The sequence below is a fragment of the Campylobacter sp. JH32 genome, assembly GCF_017846535.1.
Taxonomy (GTDB): domain Bacteria; phylum Campylobacterota; class Campylobacteria; order Campylobacterales; family Campylobacteraceae; genus Campylobacter_D; species Campylobacter_D coli.
On sequence record NZ_JAEQBS010000008.1, the window covers coordinates 78,251 to 94,748 of the forward strand.

Sequence of the window (16,498 nt, forward strand, 5' to 3'; positions counted from 1 at the left end):
TATATTTATATAAAATTAACTAAAGTGAATTTTTTAAAGATAAAAAATTGCTAGAATATTAAAAGCTATTAAAAAAGGAGTGAAATATGGTTCAAGCTTATCCTTATATTTTAATCATTCATCTAAGCTGTGCAATCTTTTTTATAGGTTATTTATTTGTCGATATTTTTATACTCAATACAATTAAGAGAAAAAATCCAAATTTTGATAAAAATCTTTTTTCTTCCGTGGGTGTTAAGATTATGCCTTTTATCGTATTATTGCTATTTTTAAGTGGTGGTGCGATGATAAGCTTTCATCTTAATCCTTTAAATTTAATTTTTTTGATAAAATTGATTTTAGCCTTTAGTATTTTGTCTTTAGTGGTGTTTTCTTTATTTTTTCATTTTGTGCTAAAGAGAAAAAATCCTTTAACGCGTTTTATACATCCTTTTGTTTTTATGCTTTGTATTTTTATCGTGGTTTTAGCTAAGTTGATGAATTATTATTTTTTATAATTTATCAACTTTCAAATTGAAGATTGCTTAGAATGTAAAGATTTTAAAAGTATTCCACATTCTAAATGCGGAGTATTAACAAACTGATCAAAAAGCGCAAATTTTTCAACTTTATGCGTAAGAGCAAGTTCTTTTAAATTTTCTTTCAAGCTGATAGGATTACAAGAAATATAAATGATGTTTTCATAATTTTTAATTAAATCAATCACACTTTTATCAAGTCCTGCACGCGGTGGATCGACTAAAATATGAGAAAAATTAAAATTATCTAAATCAATATCTTTTAAGCGAAAAAATTCCCTTTCTTTTTTTAAAGCTTGGGATAATTCCTCGCTTGAAAGTCTTGTAAAATGGATATTTGAGATATTGTTGATCTTGCAATTAAGCAAGGCAAAATTAATATTGCTTTTTGAAATTTCAGTGGCTAGTACATTGTTAAAAAAAATTGCTAAAGCTAGAGTAAAATTTCCATATCCACAATAAAGCTCAAGCAAGTCTTTTCTTTCTTGGGTTTTTAAATTTTCACACACCCAAGTTATCATTTTTTCATTGATGGAGGTATTAGGCTGTATGAAACAATCATTGTTAAATTCATAAAATATTTTTCTACCTTGTATATCAAGCTCTTGTCTTAAATTTTCTTTTTTAAAAACAAGTTTTTTACCTTTGCTTCTTGCGATTAAATTTGCATCAAGTTCTAAGCTTAAATTATTTAAGTCATTGTAAATAAGCTCTATATTTTTATGATAAAGTAGAGTGGTGCTTAACTCGTTTTTAGTCGCTAAAAACTCTACACCAAAAAGTTTTTCTTTTAAATTTGTATTGTTGCGAATTTGTTTTAAGAGTTTGGGCATAAAAGCGGTGATTTTTTCATCTGCAAATTCTAAGCTTTCTATGATGATTTTCTTTTTATTTTCAAACATCGCATAATAAATTTCGTCTTTATCATGATAAAATGAAAGCTCTGCTCTTGTGCGGTAATGTTTATCTTTGGAAGAAAAAAGCTCGAAATTTCCTTGATAAAAATCTTTGAAAAATTCTTTTATAAAAGAAGCTTTTTCTTCTAATTTTAAAAAATTTCCAAATTCTTGAAGACTCATGAAACTTTCTTTCCGATAATTCTAAGCAAAAATGCAATAAGAATTAAATTTAAAGGAAGAACCAACCATACACTAAGCCCTAAAGAAACAGGTATATAACCAGCAAATAAAGAAATTACACAAATAAATAAGGCATAAGGAATTTGAGTGCGAACATGCTCCATATGATCACATTTTGCACTCATTGATGAAAGGATTACATTGTCTGAAATAGGCGAACAATGGTTTCCAAAAATGGCTCCAGTTAAGACACAACTTATGTTAATCACCATATAATGATGCATTGCATCCATATCCATTGCATTTATTTGTGCAACCTTATAAGCTAAAGGCACCGCCAAAGGCATTAAAATACCCATAGTCCCATAGCTTGTTCCTATCGCAAAAGAAATAAGCGAAGCAAAAGCAAAAATGGTAGCAGGTAGGATAAATTCAGGCAATTTATCAGCGAGCAAGCTTGAGATAAATTCTGGAGTTCCAAGCTCTTTTACTATGCTTGAAAGCGACCATGCAAACAAAAGTAAAACTATGGTAAAAATCATAGTTTTCCAACCATATATCCAAGTTTCAACCGCTTCTTTAAAATTAAAAATCTTGCGATACACTCCAATAAAAATTGCTACAATAGCGGCAAATAAGGCGGCTTGAAAAAGCACCACAGAAGAATTTGCACTTCCAAAAGCTAGCCTAAGGGTTTCAAAAGATAAAGGATTTGCATTTGCTTTTAGTAATTCTTCACCTTCTAAAGTACTTAGTCCATTAAAATAAAATCCAAGTATAGCTAAAACAATCAAAGTTAAAATAGGAATCGTAGCATCTAATGCACGGATTTTAATATCTTCTTTTGGAGCTAAAAACCGATCTTCAAGTTCTGCGGTATCTAGGGTGCTTGATTTTGATAAAGGAGCGATTTGTCCTGTAGTTCTTGCACGAATTTCAGCTTTTAACATAGGACCAAATTCACGCCCCATAAGCGCAGTCATTAAAACAAAGAAAAGCATAAAAATATTGTAAAATCTATAGGGTATGGTTTCAACAAAAACCCCAAAAGCGCTGATATTGCTAATGCCTATATCTTCATAGGCATTTTTGATTAAAGATACTTCTAAACCTATCCAGGTAGAAATCACAGCAATCCCTGCAACGGGTGCAGCTGTAGAATCGATAATAAAGGCAAATTTTTCACGAGAAATTTTAAATTTATCTGCTAAAGGACGCATGATAGGTCCTACGATGAGTAAATTAGCGTAATCATCAAAAAAGATTAACAAACCTAAAAACCAAGTATTTACTTGTGCCGATACTGCTGATTTTGCTCTTTTTGCAAATTTTATAGCCACAGCTTTTGCGCCACCCATTTTGGTGATAAGTGCAACAAGCCCACCTATGCATAAAATTTGCAAGATGATACCAGCATTTACAGGATCTGAAGTTGATTCTAAAATATAAGAAATAATTTTTGAAAAAGAATCTATCGCAGTATTATAAAAATGAATAAAACTTAAGCTGTCGGCTTGAAAAATATTAGAAGCAAGACTAAGCAAGAAGGTTCCGCTTAAAACTCCTGCAAAAAGAGACAAGATCACATCTTTTGTAATAAAAGCTAGAGTGATAGCAACCAAAGGAGGTATAAGAGTGAAAACTCCAAATAAATTTGCATTTGCCGTAGCTTGATGTGTATTGGCAAATGCAAGTAAAGGCGGTAGGAAAAATACTAAAAATCTCATTGATTTTGCTCTATATAAAAGCCATTCCAAGTTTGAGTAACAGGCATTAATTCTATTTCATTGACATTGATATGGCTTGGCAGATTGATGATTGACATCACTACTTTTGCTATATCTTGTGCACTTATGTATTGCGTCCCTTCATAGACTGCATCGGCTTTTGCCTTATCTCCTTTAAAGCGAACTTCACTAAATTCAGTTTTGCAAAGCCCTGGAGCTATGTTTGTAACCTTGATATTTTCTCCTCTTAAATCATTTCTTAAGGCCCTAGAAAATTGTCCTACAAATGCTTTAGTTCCACAATATACATTGCCACCAAAATAAGGATTTCTAGCTGCTACAGAGCCAAGATTGAAGATATAAGCACTTTTTTGTTTGCGAAGTATAGGAATGATCGCTTTTGCTACATATAAAAGACCTTTGATATTAGTATCAACCATAGTGTCTATATCTTCTATACTTAATTTATCAAATTCATCTATGCCAAGAGCTAAACCAGCATTATTAAAAAGTACATCTATTTCTTTAAAATCGTTAGGTAGGTTTTCAACAGCTTTAAAGATCTCTTCTTGTTTTCTTACATCAAGACAAAGTATGTGAATTTGATCTTTGTATTTGGCTTTTAATTCATCTAAACGATCCTTTCTTCTTGCTAGAGCAATGACTTTGTATCCTTCTTGTATAAAAGCTTCAACGCAAGCATGCCCAAAACCAGAGCTTGCTCCTGTGATAAATGCAGTTTTCATTCTAAACTCCCTCCGTAAATTAAATTTTCATTGGGTTTTAAACCCAGACCTTGCAGATAATTAGCATTATCTTTTTGATTGGCTGCTAGGGCAAAATCTAAAGCATTAAAACCTAAATCATCTATTTCGTTAATATCAGCACCTTTTGCAACAAGCATTTTTAAAATTTCTACATCTCCATAAGCGGCCGCATGCATAAGAACATTTTTAGAAGTGTGCTCCAAAGCACAAAAGGTGATAAAATAAGGAGTGTTTCCGCCTATATTTGCGCTTAGGGCTAATTTTTCATTATCGTTAATGTATTTTTTATTAACATCAGTACCATATTCTAAAAGCAATGAAACAATATCTTTGCGCTTAAATTCTATAGCGTAAAATAAAGGTGTCTTGCCAAAAGTATTGGCACTATTGACATTTAAACCTAGTTCTAATAAAAATTTGGTATTATCGTAGTTTTCTAAAGCATAAAACAAAGCATTTTCATAACCCTCATCGATTCTAGCACCCAAACGGATCAAAAGATTTAAAATATCTTTGTTGCGTTGGTTTAACAAGGCTGCTTGAAGCCCTATGGTAAGTTCATCTCGGTTGAGATTATTGGTATAAATAAAATCTTGGATATAAGTTATTGAATGTTTTTTATTGGATAAAACTTTTGCTAAAGGACTTATATCTTTGTAAATTTTAGTTTCTCCTACAGCCCAATTTAAAAATTCATTTAAAGCATTGGTGGTATAGTAAATATTGCTACCCTTGTCGAATTTGAAATTATTTTCAAAATATTGTTCTAAGGGTTCTATGGCATTATTGTATTCTTGCCAAAATTCTTGATAAAGTCTAAAATTTCCTATACTTTGATAAGCCCAATATCTAAAATAAGATCTTAAAAGAGTGTATTTTTTTTCTAAATTTTCAGGAGCATCTAGACCTTTTTGATATTCTATAGGATCAATAGAAATTTTTAAAAGCAAAAAGTCAAATTCTTGTAGTTTTGGAAAATATTCAATACCACTACAAGCAGCATTTCCACCGCGAATTTCATTGGCGAGTTGATAAAGTCTTTTGGTAAAAGCTTGATTTTTTAAAGAAAAATCACAAGTAGAAGCAATATCAAGATAGTCTTGCTTTGGACTATCTTGAAAAACTTGGGCTTTGTTATTTTTTATATAATCACAAGTAATTAAATTTTCGGCCTTTAAACCTAAAAAACAACAAAATAAAATAAATAATAATCTCAATTTTATCCTTTGAAAATTTTAATCTATAATTTTAACCCAAATCTGCTTTAAATTTGGATTAATTATCTAGTTTAAAATTATCAATTTCATTAAAATTAAGATATTTATAAATATTTGCTTTGTGCGCATCGCTTAATTTATCGCTTACGATTTGCAAATATTCTTCTTTGCTTGGGATTTTACCTAAAATCGCACAAACTGCTGCAAGTTCAGCACTTCCTAGATATACTTTAGCACCCATACCCATACGATTGTCAAAGTTTCTTGTAGAGGTTGAGAAGACAACAGCACCATCATTTACTCTTGCTTGATTTCCCATACATAGCGAACAACCTGGAACTTCTATTCTAGCGCCTGCTGCGCCAAAGATGCTGTAATAACCTTCTTTGGTGAGTTGTGCTTTATCCATTTTTGTTGGAGGCACTACCCAAAGTCTGGTTTTAAGTATGCCTTTATCTTTTAAAATTTCTCCCAAAGCTCTATAATGTCCTATGTTTGTCATACAAGAGCCTACAAAAACTTCATCGATATTTTTTGGACGCTTATCATCGGCTAAAATTTCGCTTAAGGTTGCCACATCATCAGGGTCATTTGGACAAGCTAGAATTGGCTCCTTGATATCGTTAAGATTAATATCGATAATGTACGCATATTTTGCATCTTTATCTGCTCTTAAAAGAGTAGGGTTTTTAAGCCATTCTCTCATTTTATCCGCTCTTCTAGCAAGAGTGGCTTTATCTTCATATCCTGCTTCTATCATTGCTTCTATAAGTGAAATATTTGATTTGATATATTCGCTTACACTTTCTATGCTTAAATCTACACTACAAGCAGCTGCAGATCTTTCAGCACTTGCATCACTGAGTTCAAAAGCTTGTTCTACTTTTAAGTTTGGCAAGCCTTCTATTTCTAAAATTTTTCCTGCAAAAATGTTCTTTTTATTTTTCTTTTCAACAGTAAGTTGTCCTTGTTTGATTGCATAATAAGGTATAGCATTTACAAGATCTCTTAAAGTAACTCCAGCTTGCAATTCTCCGCTAAAACGCACCAAAACACTTTCAGGTACATTCAAAGGCATAGAGCCAGTTACTGCAGCAAAAGCTACAAGTCCACTTCCTGCAGGAAATGAAATTCCTATAGGAAAACGAGTGTGAGAATCTCCACCTGTTCCTACTGTATCAGGTAAAACAAAACGATTAAGCCAAGAGTGGATTACCCCATCGCCTGGTTTTAAGCTTACTCCACCACGACTTGTCATGAAATTAGGTAAAGTTTTGTGCAAATTTGAGTCACTAACCTTTGGATAAGCAGCAGTATGACAAAAACTTTGCATTACAAAATCCGCATTAAATCCTAAGCTTGCAAGCTCTTTAATCTCATCTCTTGTCATAGGACCTGTAGTATCTTGAGAACCTACAGTAAGTGTGCGAGGCTCTATATACATACCTGGACGCACACCTTCAACTCCACAGGCACGCCCTAGCATTTTTTGAGCTAAAGTATATCCACCGCTTGAAGCTTCAGGTTGTTCTGGCTTAGTAAAGATATTTTCATTTTCCATTCCTAAGAATTCTCTAGCTTTAGCACAAAGTCCACGACCTATGATAAGTGGAATTCTTCCTCCTGCTCTAACTTCATCTAAGATGGTATTTGGGCTGAGTTTAAACTCTGCAACAACAGAACCATTTTTTACAATCTTTCCTTCATAAGGGTGAATTTCAAACTCATCTCCCATTTCTAGATTGGACACATCGCAAATAATAGGTAAAGCACCGCTATCTTGAGCTGTGTTAAAGAAAATCGGAGCTATGGTTGAGCCCATTACTATACCACCACTGTGTTTGTTTGGCACACCATCAATTTCTTTTCCTAAATGCCATTGTATGGAGTTAATCGCAGATTTTCTACTTGAACCTGTACCTACGACATCGCCCACATATACGACTTCACGACCACTTTTTTTGAGTTCTTTGATTTTTTCTAGAGAACCTGTTTGTCTTACTTTTAGCATAGCATTAGCATGTAAAGGGATATCGCTTCTTGTAAAAGCATCACCAGCAGGGCTTAAATCATCTGTATTGGTTTCTCCTGCTACTTTAAAAACTACACATTGAATCACTTGAGGTAATTTTTCTTTTTTATTAAACCAATCTGCATTTGCCCAACTTTCCAAAACAGCTTTAGCATGATTATTGCTTTTGCTAAGTTCTGCTACGGTATGGAAATTATCATGTACAAAGATGATATTTTTAAGTACTTCTGCTGCATCGCTAGCTATACTTTCATCTTTTAATGCATCGATTAAAACTTTTACATTATAACCACCTAGCATTGTTTCAAGCATTTTTAAAGCGAGTTTTTTATCTATGGCTGGAGCTTGAAATTTATTTTTTAAAATTCCATCTAGAAATTCACATTTTATCAAGGCTGCATCGTCAACGCCTGGATTGACACGATTTTGCAATAAAGATACCAATTTTTCATCATTTTGGGTTTTTAAAAGTTCACAAAGTTCTTTAGTTTGTTCTGCATTTAAAGGAAGGGGTGGGATACCCAAAGCTGCTCTTTCTTCAACAAGCTTATTGTAATCTTGCATAAAAGACATTTTTTACTCCTTAAATATTTTTTAGTATAATTTTAACTATTTAAAGGATAAAATATGTTTAAAGTTTATTATAAAATACCATTTTGTTACTTATCTCTACATAGCAATGGAGATTTCTTAACAAAAATCGATTTTTGCGATCGTTTGGATATTGAAAATACTTGTCCCCTGCTTGAATTTGCCAAAGAAGAACTCAGACTTTATTTTGCTAAAAAGCTTCAAAAATTTCAAACACCTTTATGGATACAAGGGAGTGATTTTGAACAAAAAGTATATAAAGAATTGATAAATATCCCTTATGCAAAGCTTGTTACTTACAAAGAAATAGCTATAAATATCAACCACCCCAAAGCTTTTCGCGCAGTGGGTAATGCAAACTCTAAAAATTTAATTCCTATTTTTATTCCTTGTCATAGGGTTATAGCTAGTAATGGCTTGGGTGGATATAATGGCGGTCTTGCTATAAAAAGATTTTTGTTAGAATGTGAGGGGGTTGATTTAAGTCAGTTTAAAAATAAGCTTGGAGATTGATTTTCTTTATTTTTAAATTCACGCTCAAAAGCTTCATAATCTTCTAAAAGCAGGCAGTATTTAAAATTTTTTAAGTTTTTAAGATCTAAAAGTTTGTCGTATGAAAAATCGCAGAATAATGAATTATGCAAAGCGGTTCTAAAACCCTTTATATTTTTAAAATTTTCTTGCCAAAAATCAAAGGTATTTTGATTGCTTACGATGATAAATGCTCTTGCACTTGAGCCAAATTCAGAAATATTAAAATTTTCATCCATGAAATAAATTTTAAAATCATCTATCTTATTAAAATCAAAACTCATTTTTGTATTTTTTTCTTTAAGATAAAACATAATTTTTGCAAAAATTTTGGCATAAATAAAGGGAAGATTTAAGTTTTTAAAATACAAATTATCACAAACTAGAGTCGTAAAAAAAAAGCTAGAGCGAGAAAGTAGGGTAAAATTTGCTTCTTTTAGGATTGTTAAAGATGCGCAAAGTTGAAGTAAGTAATTCTCATCGCTAAAACAAAAAATTTCACCCTTTTTAGCCTTGATAAGTGAGTTAAAATCTACAAATATATTTCCTTTTAAAATGTTTAAAGAAAATGCTTTGCAAATTCCTAGCTCATAAGCTTGAAGTGCTATAAATTCACACTCTTTTTCTTCGCATAAAAAACGCAAGAGTTTAATTAAGGCTGATTCTAGATTATCCACCTGAAGATAATAAATTTCTTTATCATCAATACAAAGCTCATGCTCTGAAATAATAGCAAATGCGCCTTTTTGCACTGCTTGGATTATCTCTTTTTTATTATTGCTAAAAAAAGCGAAGCCATTTTTAAGCTCATGAAGACTTAATGCAAAGCCTGTAACGCTTAAAACACTGCCTTCATTAAGCATATTTGCATGAATGAGTTCGCTTAGATTGCTAATATTCATCCTAGCCTACTAAAGAGCCGTTTTCTACAAGTTGTTCAGGGCTTATGAGCACAAGTTTATCCCCGCTTTTTGCAGAAAGTATCATACCATCGCTTTCATGTCCAAAAATCTTAGCTTTTTTAAGATTGCTTATAACACAAACTTGCTTTCCTATCAAATCGCTTGCTTTATAATACTTAGCAATACCTGAAAGCACTTGACGAATTTCTTTATTGTCAAGTTCGAGTTTAAATTTTAAAAGTTTTTCACTGCCTTCTATATTTTGACAATCAATCACCTTGGCTACCTTAATCTCTATTTTTGCAAAATCATCGATTTTGATTTTAGGCTTTTCTTCTTTTTTGACTTCTTGTTTTTCTTCTTGAGATAAGAGAGGTTTTTCTATTTTTGGAAATAAAGCTTCACAGGCGCTAGCCTTAAAATCTAAAAGTTCATTTTGTAAGATAAGTTTTTGATAGTTTGTAGGAGAAATTTCAAAATTTAAAGCCAAACCTACTTTTTGACAAGATTTTGGCAAAGTAGGGCTTAATAAAAGACTTGTTTTAGCTAAGATATTTGCACAAAGTCCTATAAGAGCATTGGCTTCTTTGATTTTATTTGCTTTGATTAAATTCCAAGGTTCGTATTTGCTAATGGCTAAATTTGCAACACTTAAGGCTTTAAAAAGCTCTTCTAGATAGCGATTACATTGTAGGTTTTCTAAAAAGTTTATAGCGTTATCTAAGTGCTCTTTAGCCGTATCAAGTTCGTTTTTATAAAATTCTAAAACGCCTTCTTGAGAAATATTACCTTGATTATATTTTATACTCATTCCTATGATGCGGTTGAGTAAATTGCCAAATTCATTGCCTAGTTCTGTATTGATTCTATTAATCAAAACACTTTCGCTAAAATCACCATCATTCCCAAAAGGAACTTCTCTTAGCAGAAAGTATCTAAAAGCCTCTAAGCCATAAGCATCTACCACTTCTTTAGGTTTTACGACATTACCTTTAGACTTGCTCATTTTTTCACCCTCTTTAGTCCACCAACCGTGCGCGCCGATAAATTTAGGCAAAGGTAAATCCACGCTCATTAAAAAGGCTGGCCAATAAATCGCATGAAAACGCAAGATGTCTTTGCCTACTAAGTGTATGTGGGCTGGCCAAAATTTAGCATTTTCTCCTTGGCTTTGATAATCAAGCGAGCTTATATAAATAAAAAGCGCATCAAGCCATACATAAATAATGTGTTTATCGTCTTTAATTTCTTCTGGGATTTCAATACCCCAATCAAAGCTTGTTCGAGTAATAGAAAGATCTTTAAGTCCACTTTGGACAAAATTAATCAATTCATTTTTTTTATTTTTAGGCAAGATAGGATCTTCTTTATCATACCATTGAAGAATCTTATCTTGATATTTTGAAAGCTTAAAAAAATAACTTTCTTCTTTTAATAAAGAAGTATCTTTGCCACAATCAGGACATCCACATTCGTTTATAAGTTGACTTTTTGCAAAAAAACTTTCACATGAAATACAATAATGTCCCTCATATTCATCCTTATAAATATCTCCTTTTTGCCACATTTTTAAAAACATAGCTTTAACAAATTCAACATGCCTAGTATCGGTTGTTCTTGCATATATATCATAAGTGATTTCAAACTCATCCCAAAGTTTTTTAAATTCAGAACTGATTTTATCAGCGTATTCTTTTGGGGTTGAGTTTCTTATTTTTGCTGCTTGTTCTATTTTTTGTCCGTGTTCATCAGTACCTGTTAACAATCTAGTCTCATGCCCTTGCAAACGATAAAATCTAGCTAAAGTGTCCGCAATGATAGTGGTATAAGCATGTCCTAAGTGAGGCACATCATTTACATAATAAATTGGAGTTGTAAGATAACGCATTTTATTCCTTTAAAAATCAAATCCGCCTTCGGTTTTACCCTTAGACATACTATTGTAAACTGCATCTACATAATCTTTTCTTGTAGAGCAATTAAAAATTTCATCGCAATTATAGCAAGACTTTAAGCCTTTTGAGCTTTGGCAAGAGCTTAAAATTTCTTTTTTTTTATCTAAGTCTTGCTCAAACTCATCTCTTATTTCACTCATTATAAGCCTTTAAAAGCTCTGAAATTTCATATTTTGAGCCAAAAAAGCAAGGTGTGGTTGCGTGAATTTCATCAAAATCAAGTTCTAACAAGGAATGATTTTTTCCATTTGTGGTTTTACCTCCTGCTTTTTCTATAATAAAAGCTAAAGGAAATACTTCAAAAAAAGCGCGCAATTTACCCTTAGGCGCATCACTAGTTGCTGGATAGCTAAAAAGTCCACCACCTTTGAGCAAAATTTGATTGATATCACTTACCATAGCTCCTGAATATCTTAGGCGATAACCCTCATCGAATAATTTTTTGATAAACTTAGCATGCTTTTCTTCCCAAAATTTTTGAGTACCGCCTGTAGCATTGATTTTACCTTTTTCTTGCATTTGAAGGTCTTTTACAAAAACAAATTTGTTGTTTTTATCAAGACGGTAGAGTTTTGGCTTATCTTCGCAAATAACAAGTTCCAAGCGAGCTCCATACATGCTATAAAGCGCAGCTTTTAAATTTTTAGCACTTGCTTTTTCTTCATAAATAGCAAAAATAGAACCTATAGTAAAATTAACATCCATTAAACTTGAGCCATCAAGCGGATCGTAAGCGACGATAAATTTCGCATTTTCATTGATATTTAAAATCTCATCTTTTTCTTCGCTGATAATAGCTTTAATGCTAGGGCACTGACTTAAAGTATTTGTGATAATCTCATCACTTAAAACATCAAATTTAAGTTGAGTATCGCCTGTGGAGTTTTGGTTTTGACTATAGCTTGTATCGGGAAATTTTAAAGCATTTGAAATTTCAATTACTGCTTTTTGTATGTAGGAAATAAGTTCTTGCATTTTATAATTCTCCTTGTAAATTTTTCGCATTTTTTAAAATATAATTGCAAATTCTTTGCACGTCATTTAAATCAAGCCAAGTTAAATTCGGATAAGAATCAATTTTTTCATAGCTTGCAATAGCATTAGAAAAAGCAAAATAACTTTCATCAATTTCTTTATAAAAAACACTTATGCGTGGTAAATCTAAGGTTTTTAATCCTTCAACCAAACATAAATCAAAATCAGGCGCTATTTTTAACGCGCTTAAAATATCTCTTTTTTCATGAGAGAAAAAAGTCGTGCGAGTAGGACTTAAAACCATCACTTCAGCACCACTTTGAAAAAACTTAAAACTATCCTTGCCATTGACATCAAATTGAGCTTTATCTGCAGGATCGTGTTTGATAATCAAAACTTTTAGGTTTTGTTTTATAAATTCATTTGCAATTTTTGTGATCAGTGTTGTTTTGCCTGAATTTGAGGGACCGCTAAAAGCTATGATTGATTTTTTCATTACCATTTTCCTAAAATAAAATGTAAATTATAGTATTTTAAACCAAAAAATAGAGTTAAAAGGTTAAAATATAGAAAAAAATTAGGAAAAATATGAAGATTTATACCTTAGCCCTTGCAGCGTTAATTTTTGGTGCTTGTTCTTTAAAGGAAGAAGCGGTTGTGGATGCGAATTTGAAAACTCAAACTTTAATGTTTGCTCAAAAATATAAAATTACTCAAGATAAAATGAATGCTATAATTACCCTGTCTTATTTAAATCCTATTTTAGATAAAGCTAGCGAGGAGGATATTTTTGCTTTGACTATCACTCCTGATACTTTGAAGATAGAAAATTTAGAAATTTTTATCAATGAAAGAAAGGCTAATATAGAAGAACTTGATGAAGAGTTTTTTAAATACTTGATACAAAATCGTTATACCCGTTATCTAAAAATAACTCTTCCAAGCGTAAAAAAAGAAGACAAAATTATCGCTAAGATTTGTTTAAATCACCTGCCTTGTTTTGAGTTAAATTTTCAAAAATATCCGAAATCTTTATACTATCGTTCAGAAGACGTCGATACACAATATAATTAGCCAATACTTTTTTTCCATAAATTCGACTTTCTTGATAAGGGACAAATTCCATAGATAAGAAAGGTTCGAATTTGCCTTGTTTAAACATATCATCTCTTGCAAGCATACGATTGGTAAAGCCTATGCCTCCATTATAAGCATAAGCAATAAAAAGAGGAGATTTTAAATGTTTTTCTAAATAATTTAAATGATGATTTCCAAAATAATAGGCATTTTTTGGCTCAAACATAAAATCTTGATCAAAATTTGGAATTTTTAATTCTTTCTCGCCGATATGATTGGCTAAAAATGGCATAAATTGCATCATACCTAAAGCATAAGAAACCGATATCGCAGTAGGGATAAAACGACTTTCTTGTCTAGCAATGGCTAAGATAAGCGCTTGTCTTGGGGCGCTATAATTTTTAATGTATTCATAATAAGGCATTATAAAATAATGGTTTTTAAATTTTGATTTTCTTTCTAAGATATAAGCATAGATAGGCAGAGTTTCTTTTGAGTCAAATTCTTTAGCCAATCTATCAAGTTCGCTTGCATTAGCTTCGCGAATTTGTTTGTTGAGTTTTTGCCATGCAAAAGGATCTTGCATATTGAAATTGTTTTTTTTCTTATTTGTAGAATCTATGACTTCAATTTTAAGAAATTCAGAATTTGTTAATTCTTTAGCGTAAAGACTATAGATATTTAAAGAAGAGCTTTTGGCTAAAGTTTGCAAATCTTTATCATCTTTTTTAATCATCCACATCCAAAATATAGCATTGTCTTTGTTGCTTTGCATTTTAAAAGTTTGTGCTGCTTTGGCAAAGAAATTGTAAGCCAGTTCCTCTTTATTATAGGCTAAGGCATTAATGCCTAAATAAAAAGCAGAATCCTCATTTACAAATGTTGGATCTATTTTTAGCATTGAAGCCCTAAATTTGGGATTTTCTTTTTTTATGATAATATTTTGTGCAAAATTCTTAAACCCTACATGAGTGGGTAGCTTATTGGCAAAACTAGCATTTAAATCAAAATCATATTTTTTAGAATAATTACGAAGTCTAAAAAAACCATTAACATCTTCTTTTTGAATGATATAAGCCATAGGTTCGGGAGTGTTAAAAGCTAAAAGTAAATTAGCCAAATCGTCTCTTTGATGACTAAGTTTTTGAGCTAAGGCACTTCGGCTAGCATTATCAAGGCTTGCTATAAAGGCTATTGAGTTTAATCTTACACTTTGGCAAGTTTGATTTGCATCAAGTATATTAGCTTTGGTGTAGTTGTAGCATGGAGCGTATTTAGGATCGATGAAAATTTTTACAGGAATTATTTTTTCAAGTTCGGATTTGATTTTACCTACATAGCGGAAGATATGAGAATTTAAGCCTTCAGCCTCTTTTTTACTTATTGTTTTTTTTTCTAAAAGACGATAGATATAATAATCTTTAGCTATGGAATTTTCCTCTTGTTTTAATCTTTCTAAATTATAGGGGCTAGCATTTAAAAATACCAAGCTTAAGCTAAGTAAGATAAGTATTTTTCTCACAATAAGCTCCTTAGGATATTTCCAAGAAAAATACTAAGAAATTGTAAGGCTAAAACGATAATCAAAGGCGCAAGATCTATGCTTCCTATGCGTGTTGGAATTTTTCTCACTAAAGCATAAGCAGGAGAGCTTAGCTTATATAAAATTTGAACGATAGGATTGTAAGGATCAGGATTTACCCAACTTAAAAGTGCTGTGATGATGATAATCCAAGTGTAAATATTGATAATAATTTGAATCACTTGAAAAATAGAAATAATCAAAGAATCTACAACCATTATTTATATCCTTGCTAATTCGTTAATATAATTTTTTATATAAGGGTAAAGATCATTTAATTCAGGGCCATGAGTATTTCCAGTTAGGATAATTCTTAGAGGCATAAAAAATTTTTTACCCTTTAGTTGACTTTTTTCTAAGAGATAGCTTTTAAACTCTTCATAACTCTCAAAAGGTTCGATTTGACTTAAAAGATCTTTTAAAATTTTACATTCTGGTTCAAATTCGTTAAAATCTTTAGCACCAAAGATAGCTTCTAGTTTTTCTTTGATTTCTTTGATGGTGCTTGCTTCTTGGGTATAAAATTTGGCAAGTTGTGCTAGATCTTTATTTAAATTTAAAGCAGTATTGAGTTCATTATCTGCCATCATTTTTATATGTTCGCGATTGATTTGCAAAAGTTTTTTAAGATCAAATCTCGCTGGAGCTTTAGAAATTTTGCTAATATCAAACCACTCAATCGCTTCTTCTAAGGTAAAAATTTCACAAGGAGTTTTATTGCCTAGCATGATAAGATAATTTGCGATCGCACTAGGTAAAATTCCACTCTCAAGTAACCATTTTACTGAAGAATGAGCCTCTCTTTTGCTCATTTTTACACCCTCTTCATTTAAGATAATAGGTAAATGTGCATAAGTCATAGCTTTATCATAACCTAAACTTGCACGAATATGTTCTTGTTTTGGGGTATTTGAAACATGATCTTCACCGCGTATGATGCAACTTACATTTTCAAGCATATCATCTACCGCACAAGCAAAATTGTAAGTAGGGGTTTTATCTGTTCGCATAATCACAAAAGAATCGATATTTTCAGGCTCAAAACTTAACTCCCCTTTGATAAAATCTGTAAATTTCATAGTGTGAGTAGGTTTTTTAAGGCGAATTACAAAGGGTTTTTCACATTTTAAAACATCAATATCTGCTAAATTCTGACAAGTGCCATCGTAGCGATAGGCCTTGCCTTGCTTTTTGGCGAGTTCTTTTTTTGCTTCAAGCTCTTCTTCGGTGCAAAAACAAGCAAAAGCTTTTTTTTCACTTACAAGCTTTAAAGCCATTTGACGATGAAATTTTAAATTTTCACTTTGTACATAATAATGCTGCCATGAAATGCCAAAAAGATGCAAAATTTCTTTAATCTCTTCTTCTTTTCCTGTTATATTTCTAGCCTTATCGGTGTCTTCGATACGCAAAATGAAATCCATATTTTTTTGTCTGGCACATATATAATTAAATAAAGCCGCGCGTAAATTTCCTATATGCATATCGCCTGTTGGAGAAGGTGCAAAACGATACATTTGATAACCTTTGATTTTATTAAAAGCT

The 16,498-nt window shown here is 31.6% G+C and carries 16 protein-coding genes; 3 read left to right on the forward strand and 13 right to left on the reverse strand.

The features are described 5' to 3' along the window. Positions 1–86 precede the first annotated feature (86 nt). Entirely contained in the window at positions 87–497 is a 411-nt protein-coding gene (locus KAR67_RS07060; protein ID WP_002783766.1) for a membrane protein, read from the forward strand. 11 nt (positions 498–508) lie between these two features. Here the strand turns inward: KAR67_RS07060 and trmA are convergent, their stop codons facing one another. From trmA to KAR67_RS07085, 5 genes are read right to left on the reverse strand one after another with little or no spacing between them, the layout of a single operon-like run. Then, the gene (gene trmA / locus KAR67_RS07065) at positions 509–1,597 is read right to left on the reverse strand and encodes a tRNA (uridine(54)-C5)-methyltransferase TrmA (RefSeq protein ID WP_002788563.1); all 1,089 of its coding nucleotides are present in this window, start codon (positions 1,595–1,597) and stop codon (positions 509–511) included. Then, positions 1,594–3,324, reverse strand: a complete 1,731-nt coding sequence (locus KAR67_RS07070) for a Na+/H+ antiporter NhaC family protein (RefSeq protein ID WP_131235504.1) — start codon at positions 3,322–3,324, stop codon at positions 1,594–1,596. The genes trmA and KAR67_RS07070 overlap by 4 nt, the downstream gene beginning before the upstream one ends. Continuing rightward, the gene (locus KAR67_RS07075; protein ID WP_002776763.1) at positions 3,321–4,070 is read right to left on the reverse strand and encodes an SDR family NAD(P)-dependent oxidoreductase; all 750 of its coding nucleotides are present in this window, start codon (positions 4,068–4,070) and stop codon (positions 3,321–3,323) included. The genes KAR67_RS07070 and KAR67_RS07075 overlap by 4 nt, the downstream gene beginning before the upstream one ends. Further along, the gene (locus KAR67_RS07080) at positions 4,067–5,308 is read right to left on the reverse strand and encodes an ankyrin repeat domain-containing protein (RefSeq protein ID WP_162284541.1); all 1,242 of its coding nucleotides are present in this window, start codon (positions 5,306–5,308) and stop codon (positions 4,067–4,069) included. Before KAR67_RS07080 ends, KAR67_RS07075 begins: the two co-directional genes overlap by 4 nt. Positions 5,309–5,366: 58 nt before the next feature. Next, a complete protein-coding gene (locus KAR67_RS07085) occupies positions 5,367–7,913 on the reverse strand; it encodes a bifunctional aconitate hydratase 2/2-methylisocitrate dehydratase (protein ID WP_002776766.1) in 2,547 nt (848 codons plus the stop codon). A 54-nt stretch (positions 7,914–7,967) separates the two neighbouring features. On the opposite strand from KAR67_RS07085, the gene KAR67_RS07090 reads away from it, so the two are divergent. Beyond that, positions 7,968–8,444: a methylated-DNA--[protein]-cysteine S-methyltransferase gene (locus KAR67_RS07090; protein WP_002776767.1), complete on the forward strand. Its 477-nt coding sequence runs from the start codon at positions 7,968–7,970 to the stop codon at positions 8,442–8,444. On the opposite strand, the gene KAR67_RS07095 is transcribed toward KAR67_RS07090, so the two are convergent. From KAR67_RS07095 to mobB, 5 genes are read right to left on the reverse strand one after another with little or no spacing between them, the layout of a single operon-like run. Further along, positions 8,417–9,364 carry a hypothetical protein gene (locus tag KAR67_RS07095; protein WP_002783759.1) on the reverse strand — a complete coding sequence of 316 codons (948 nt, stop codon included), beginning with the start codon at positions 9,362–9,364 and terminating at the stop codon, positions 8,417–8,419. The genes KAR67_RS07090 and KAR67_RS07095 overlap by 28 nt on opposite strands. Before the next feature lies 1 nt (position 9,365). Then, a complete protein-coding gene (gene metG / locus KAR67_RS07100; RefSeq protein ID WP_002783756.1) occupies positions 9,366–11,252 on the reverse strand; it encodes a methionine--tRNA ligase in 1,887 nt (628 codons plus the stop codon). Positions 11,253–11,261: 9 nt separating this feature from the next. Then, positions 11,262–11,459, reverse strand: coding sequence for a hypothetical protein (locus tag KAR67_RS07105; RefSeq protein ID WP_002776770.1), 198 nt, complete (start codon positions 11,457–11,459; stop codon positions 11,262–11,264). After that, a complete protein-coding gene (locus KAR67_RS07110) occupies positions 11,452–12,294 on the reverse strand; it encodes a class 1 fructose-bisphosphatase (protein WP_002788557.1) in 843 nt (280 codons plus the stop codon). Before KAR67_RS07110 ends, KAR67_RS07105 begins: the two co-directional genes overlap by 8 nt. A gap of 1 nt (position 12,295) precedes the next feature. After that, positions 12,296–12,790, reverse strand: a complete 495-nt coding sequence (gene mobB / locus KAR67_RS07115; protein WP_002788556.1) for a molybdopterin-guanine dinucleotide biosynthesis protein B — start codon at positions 12,788–12,790, stop codon at positions 12,296–12,298. A 92-nt stretch (positions 12,791–12,882) separates the two neighbouring features. Between mobB and KAR67_RS07120 the strand changes: the two genes are divergently transcribed. Next, positions 12,883–13,368 (forward strand): hypothetical protein, encoded by a 486-nt coding sequence (locus tag KAR67_RS07120; RefSeq protein WP_002790406.1) that lies wholly within the window; start codon positions 12,883–12,885, stop codon positions 13,366–13,368. Here KAR67_RS07120 and KAR67_RS07125 read toward each other — a convergent pair. Genes KAR67_RS07125 through gltX form a run of 3 tightly spaced genes read right to left on the reverse strand, consistent with a single transcriptional unit; the run spans position 13,265 to position 16,470 of the window. Beyond that, positions 13,265–14,896 (reverse strand): lytic transglycosylase domain-containing protein, encoded by a 1,632-nt coding sequence (locus tag KAR67_RS07125; RefSeq protein ID WP_025431515.1) that lies wholly within the window; start codon positions 14,894–14,896, stop codon positions 13,265–13,267. The two genes, KAR67_RS07120 and KAR67_RS07125, sit on opposite strands and share 104 nt — an antisense overlap. Beyond that, positions 14,890–15,171 carry a YggT family protein gene (locus KAR67_RS07130; RefSeq protein WP_002788553.1) on the reverse strand — a complete coding sequence of 94 codons (282 nt, stop codon included), beginning with the start codon at positions 15,169–15,171 and terminating at the stop codon, positions 14,890–14,892. Before KAR67_RS07130 ends, KAR67_RS07125 begins: the two co-directional genes overlap by 7 nt. Positions 15,172–15,174: 3 nt before the next feature. Continuing rightward, positions 15,175–16,470, reverse strand: a complete 1,296-nt coding sequence (gene gltX, locus KAR67_RS07135; RefSeq protein WP_002788552.1) for a glutamate--tRNA ligase — start codon at positions 16,468–16,470, stop codon at positions 15,175–15,177. Positions 16,471–16,498 lie beyond the last annotated feature (28 nt).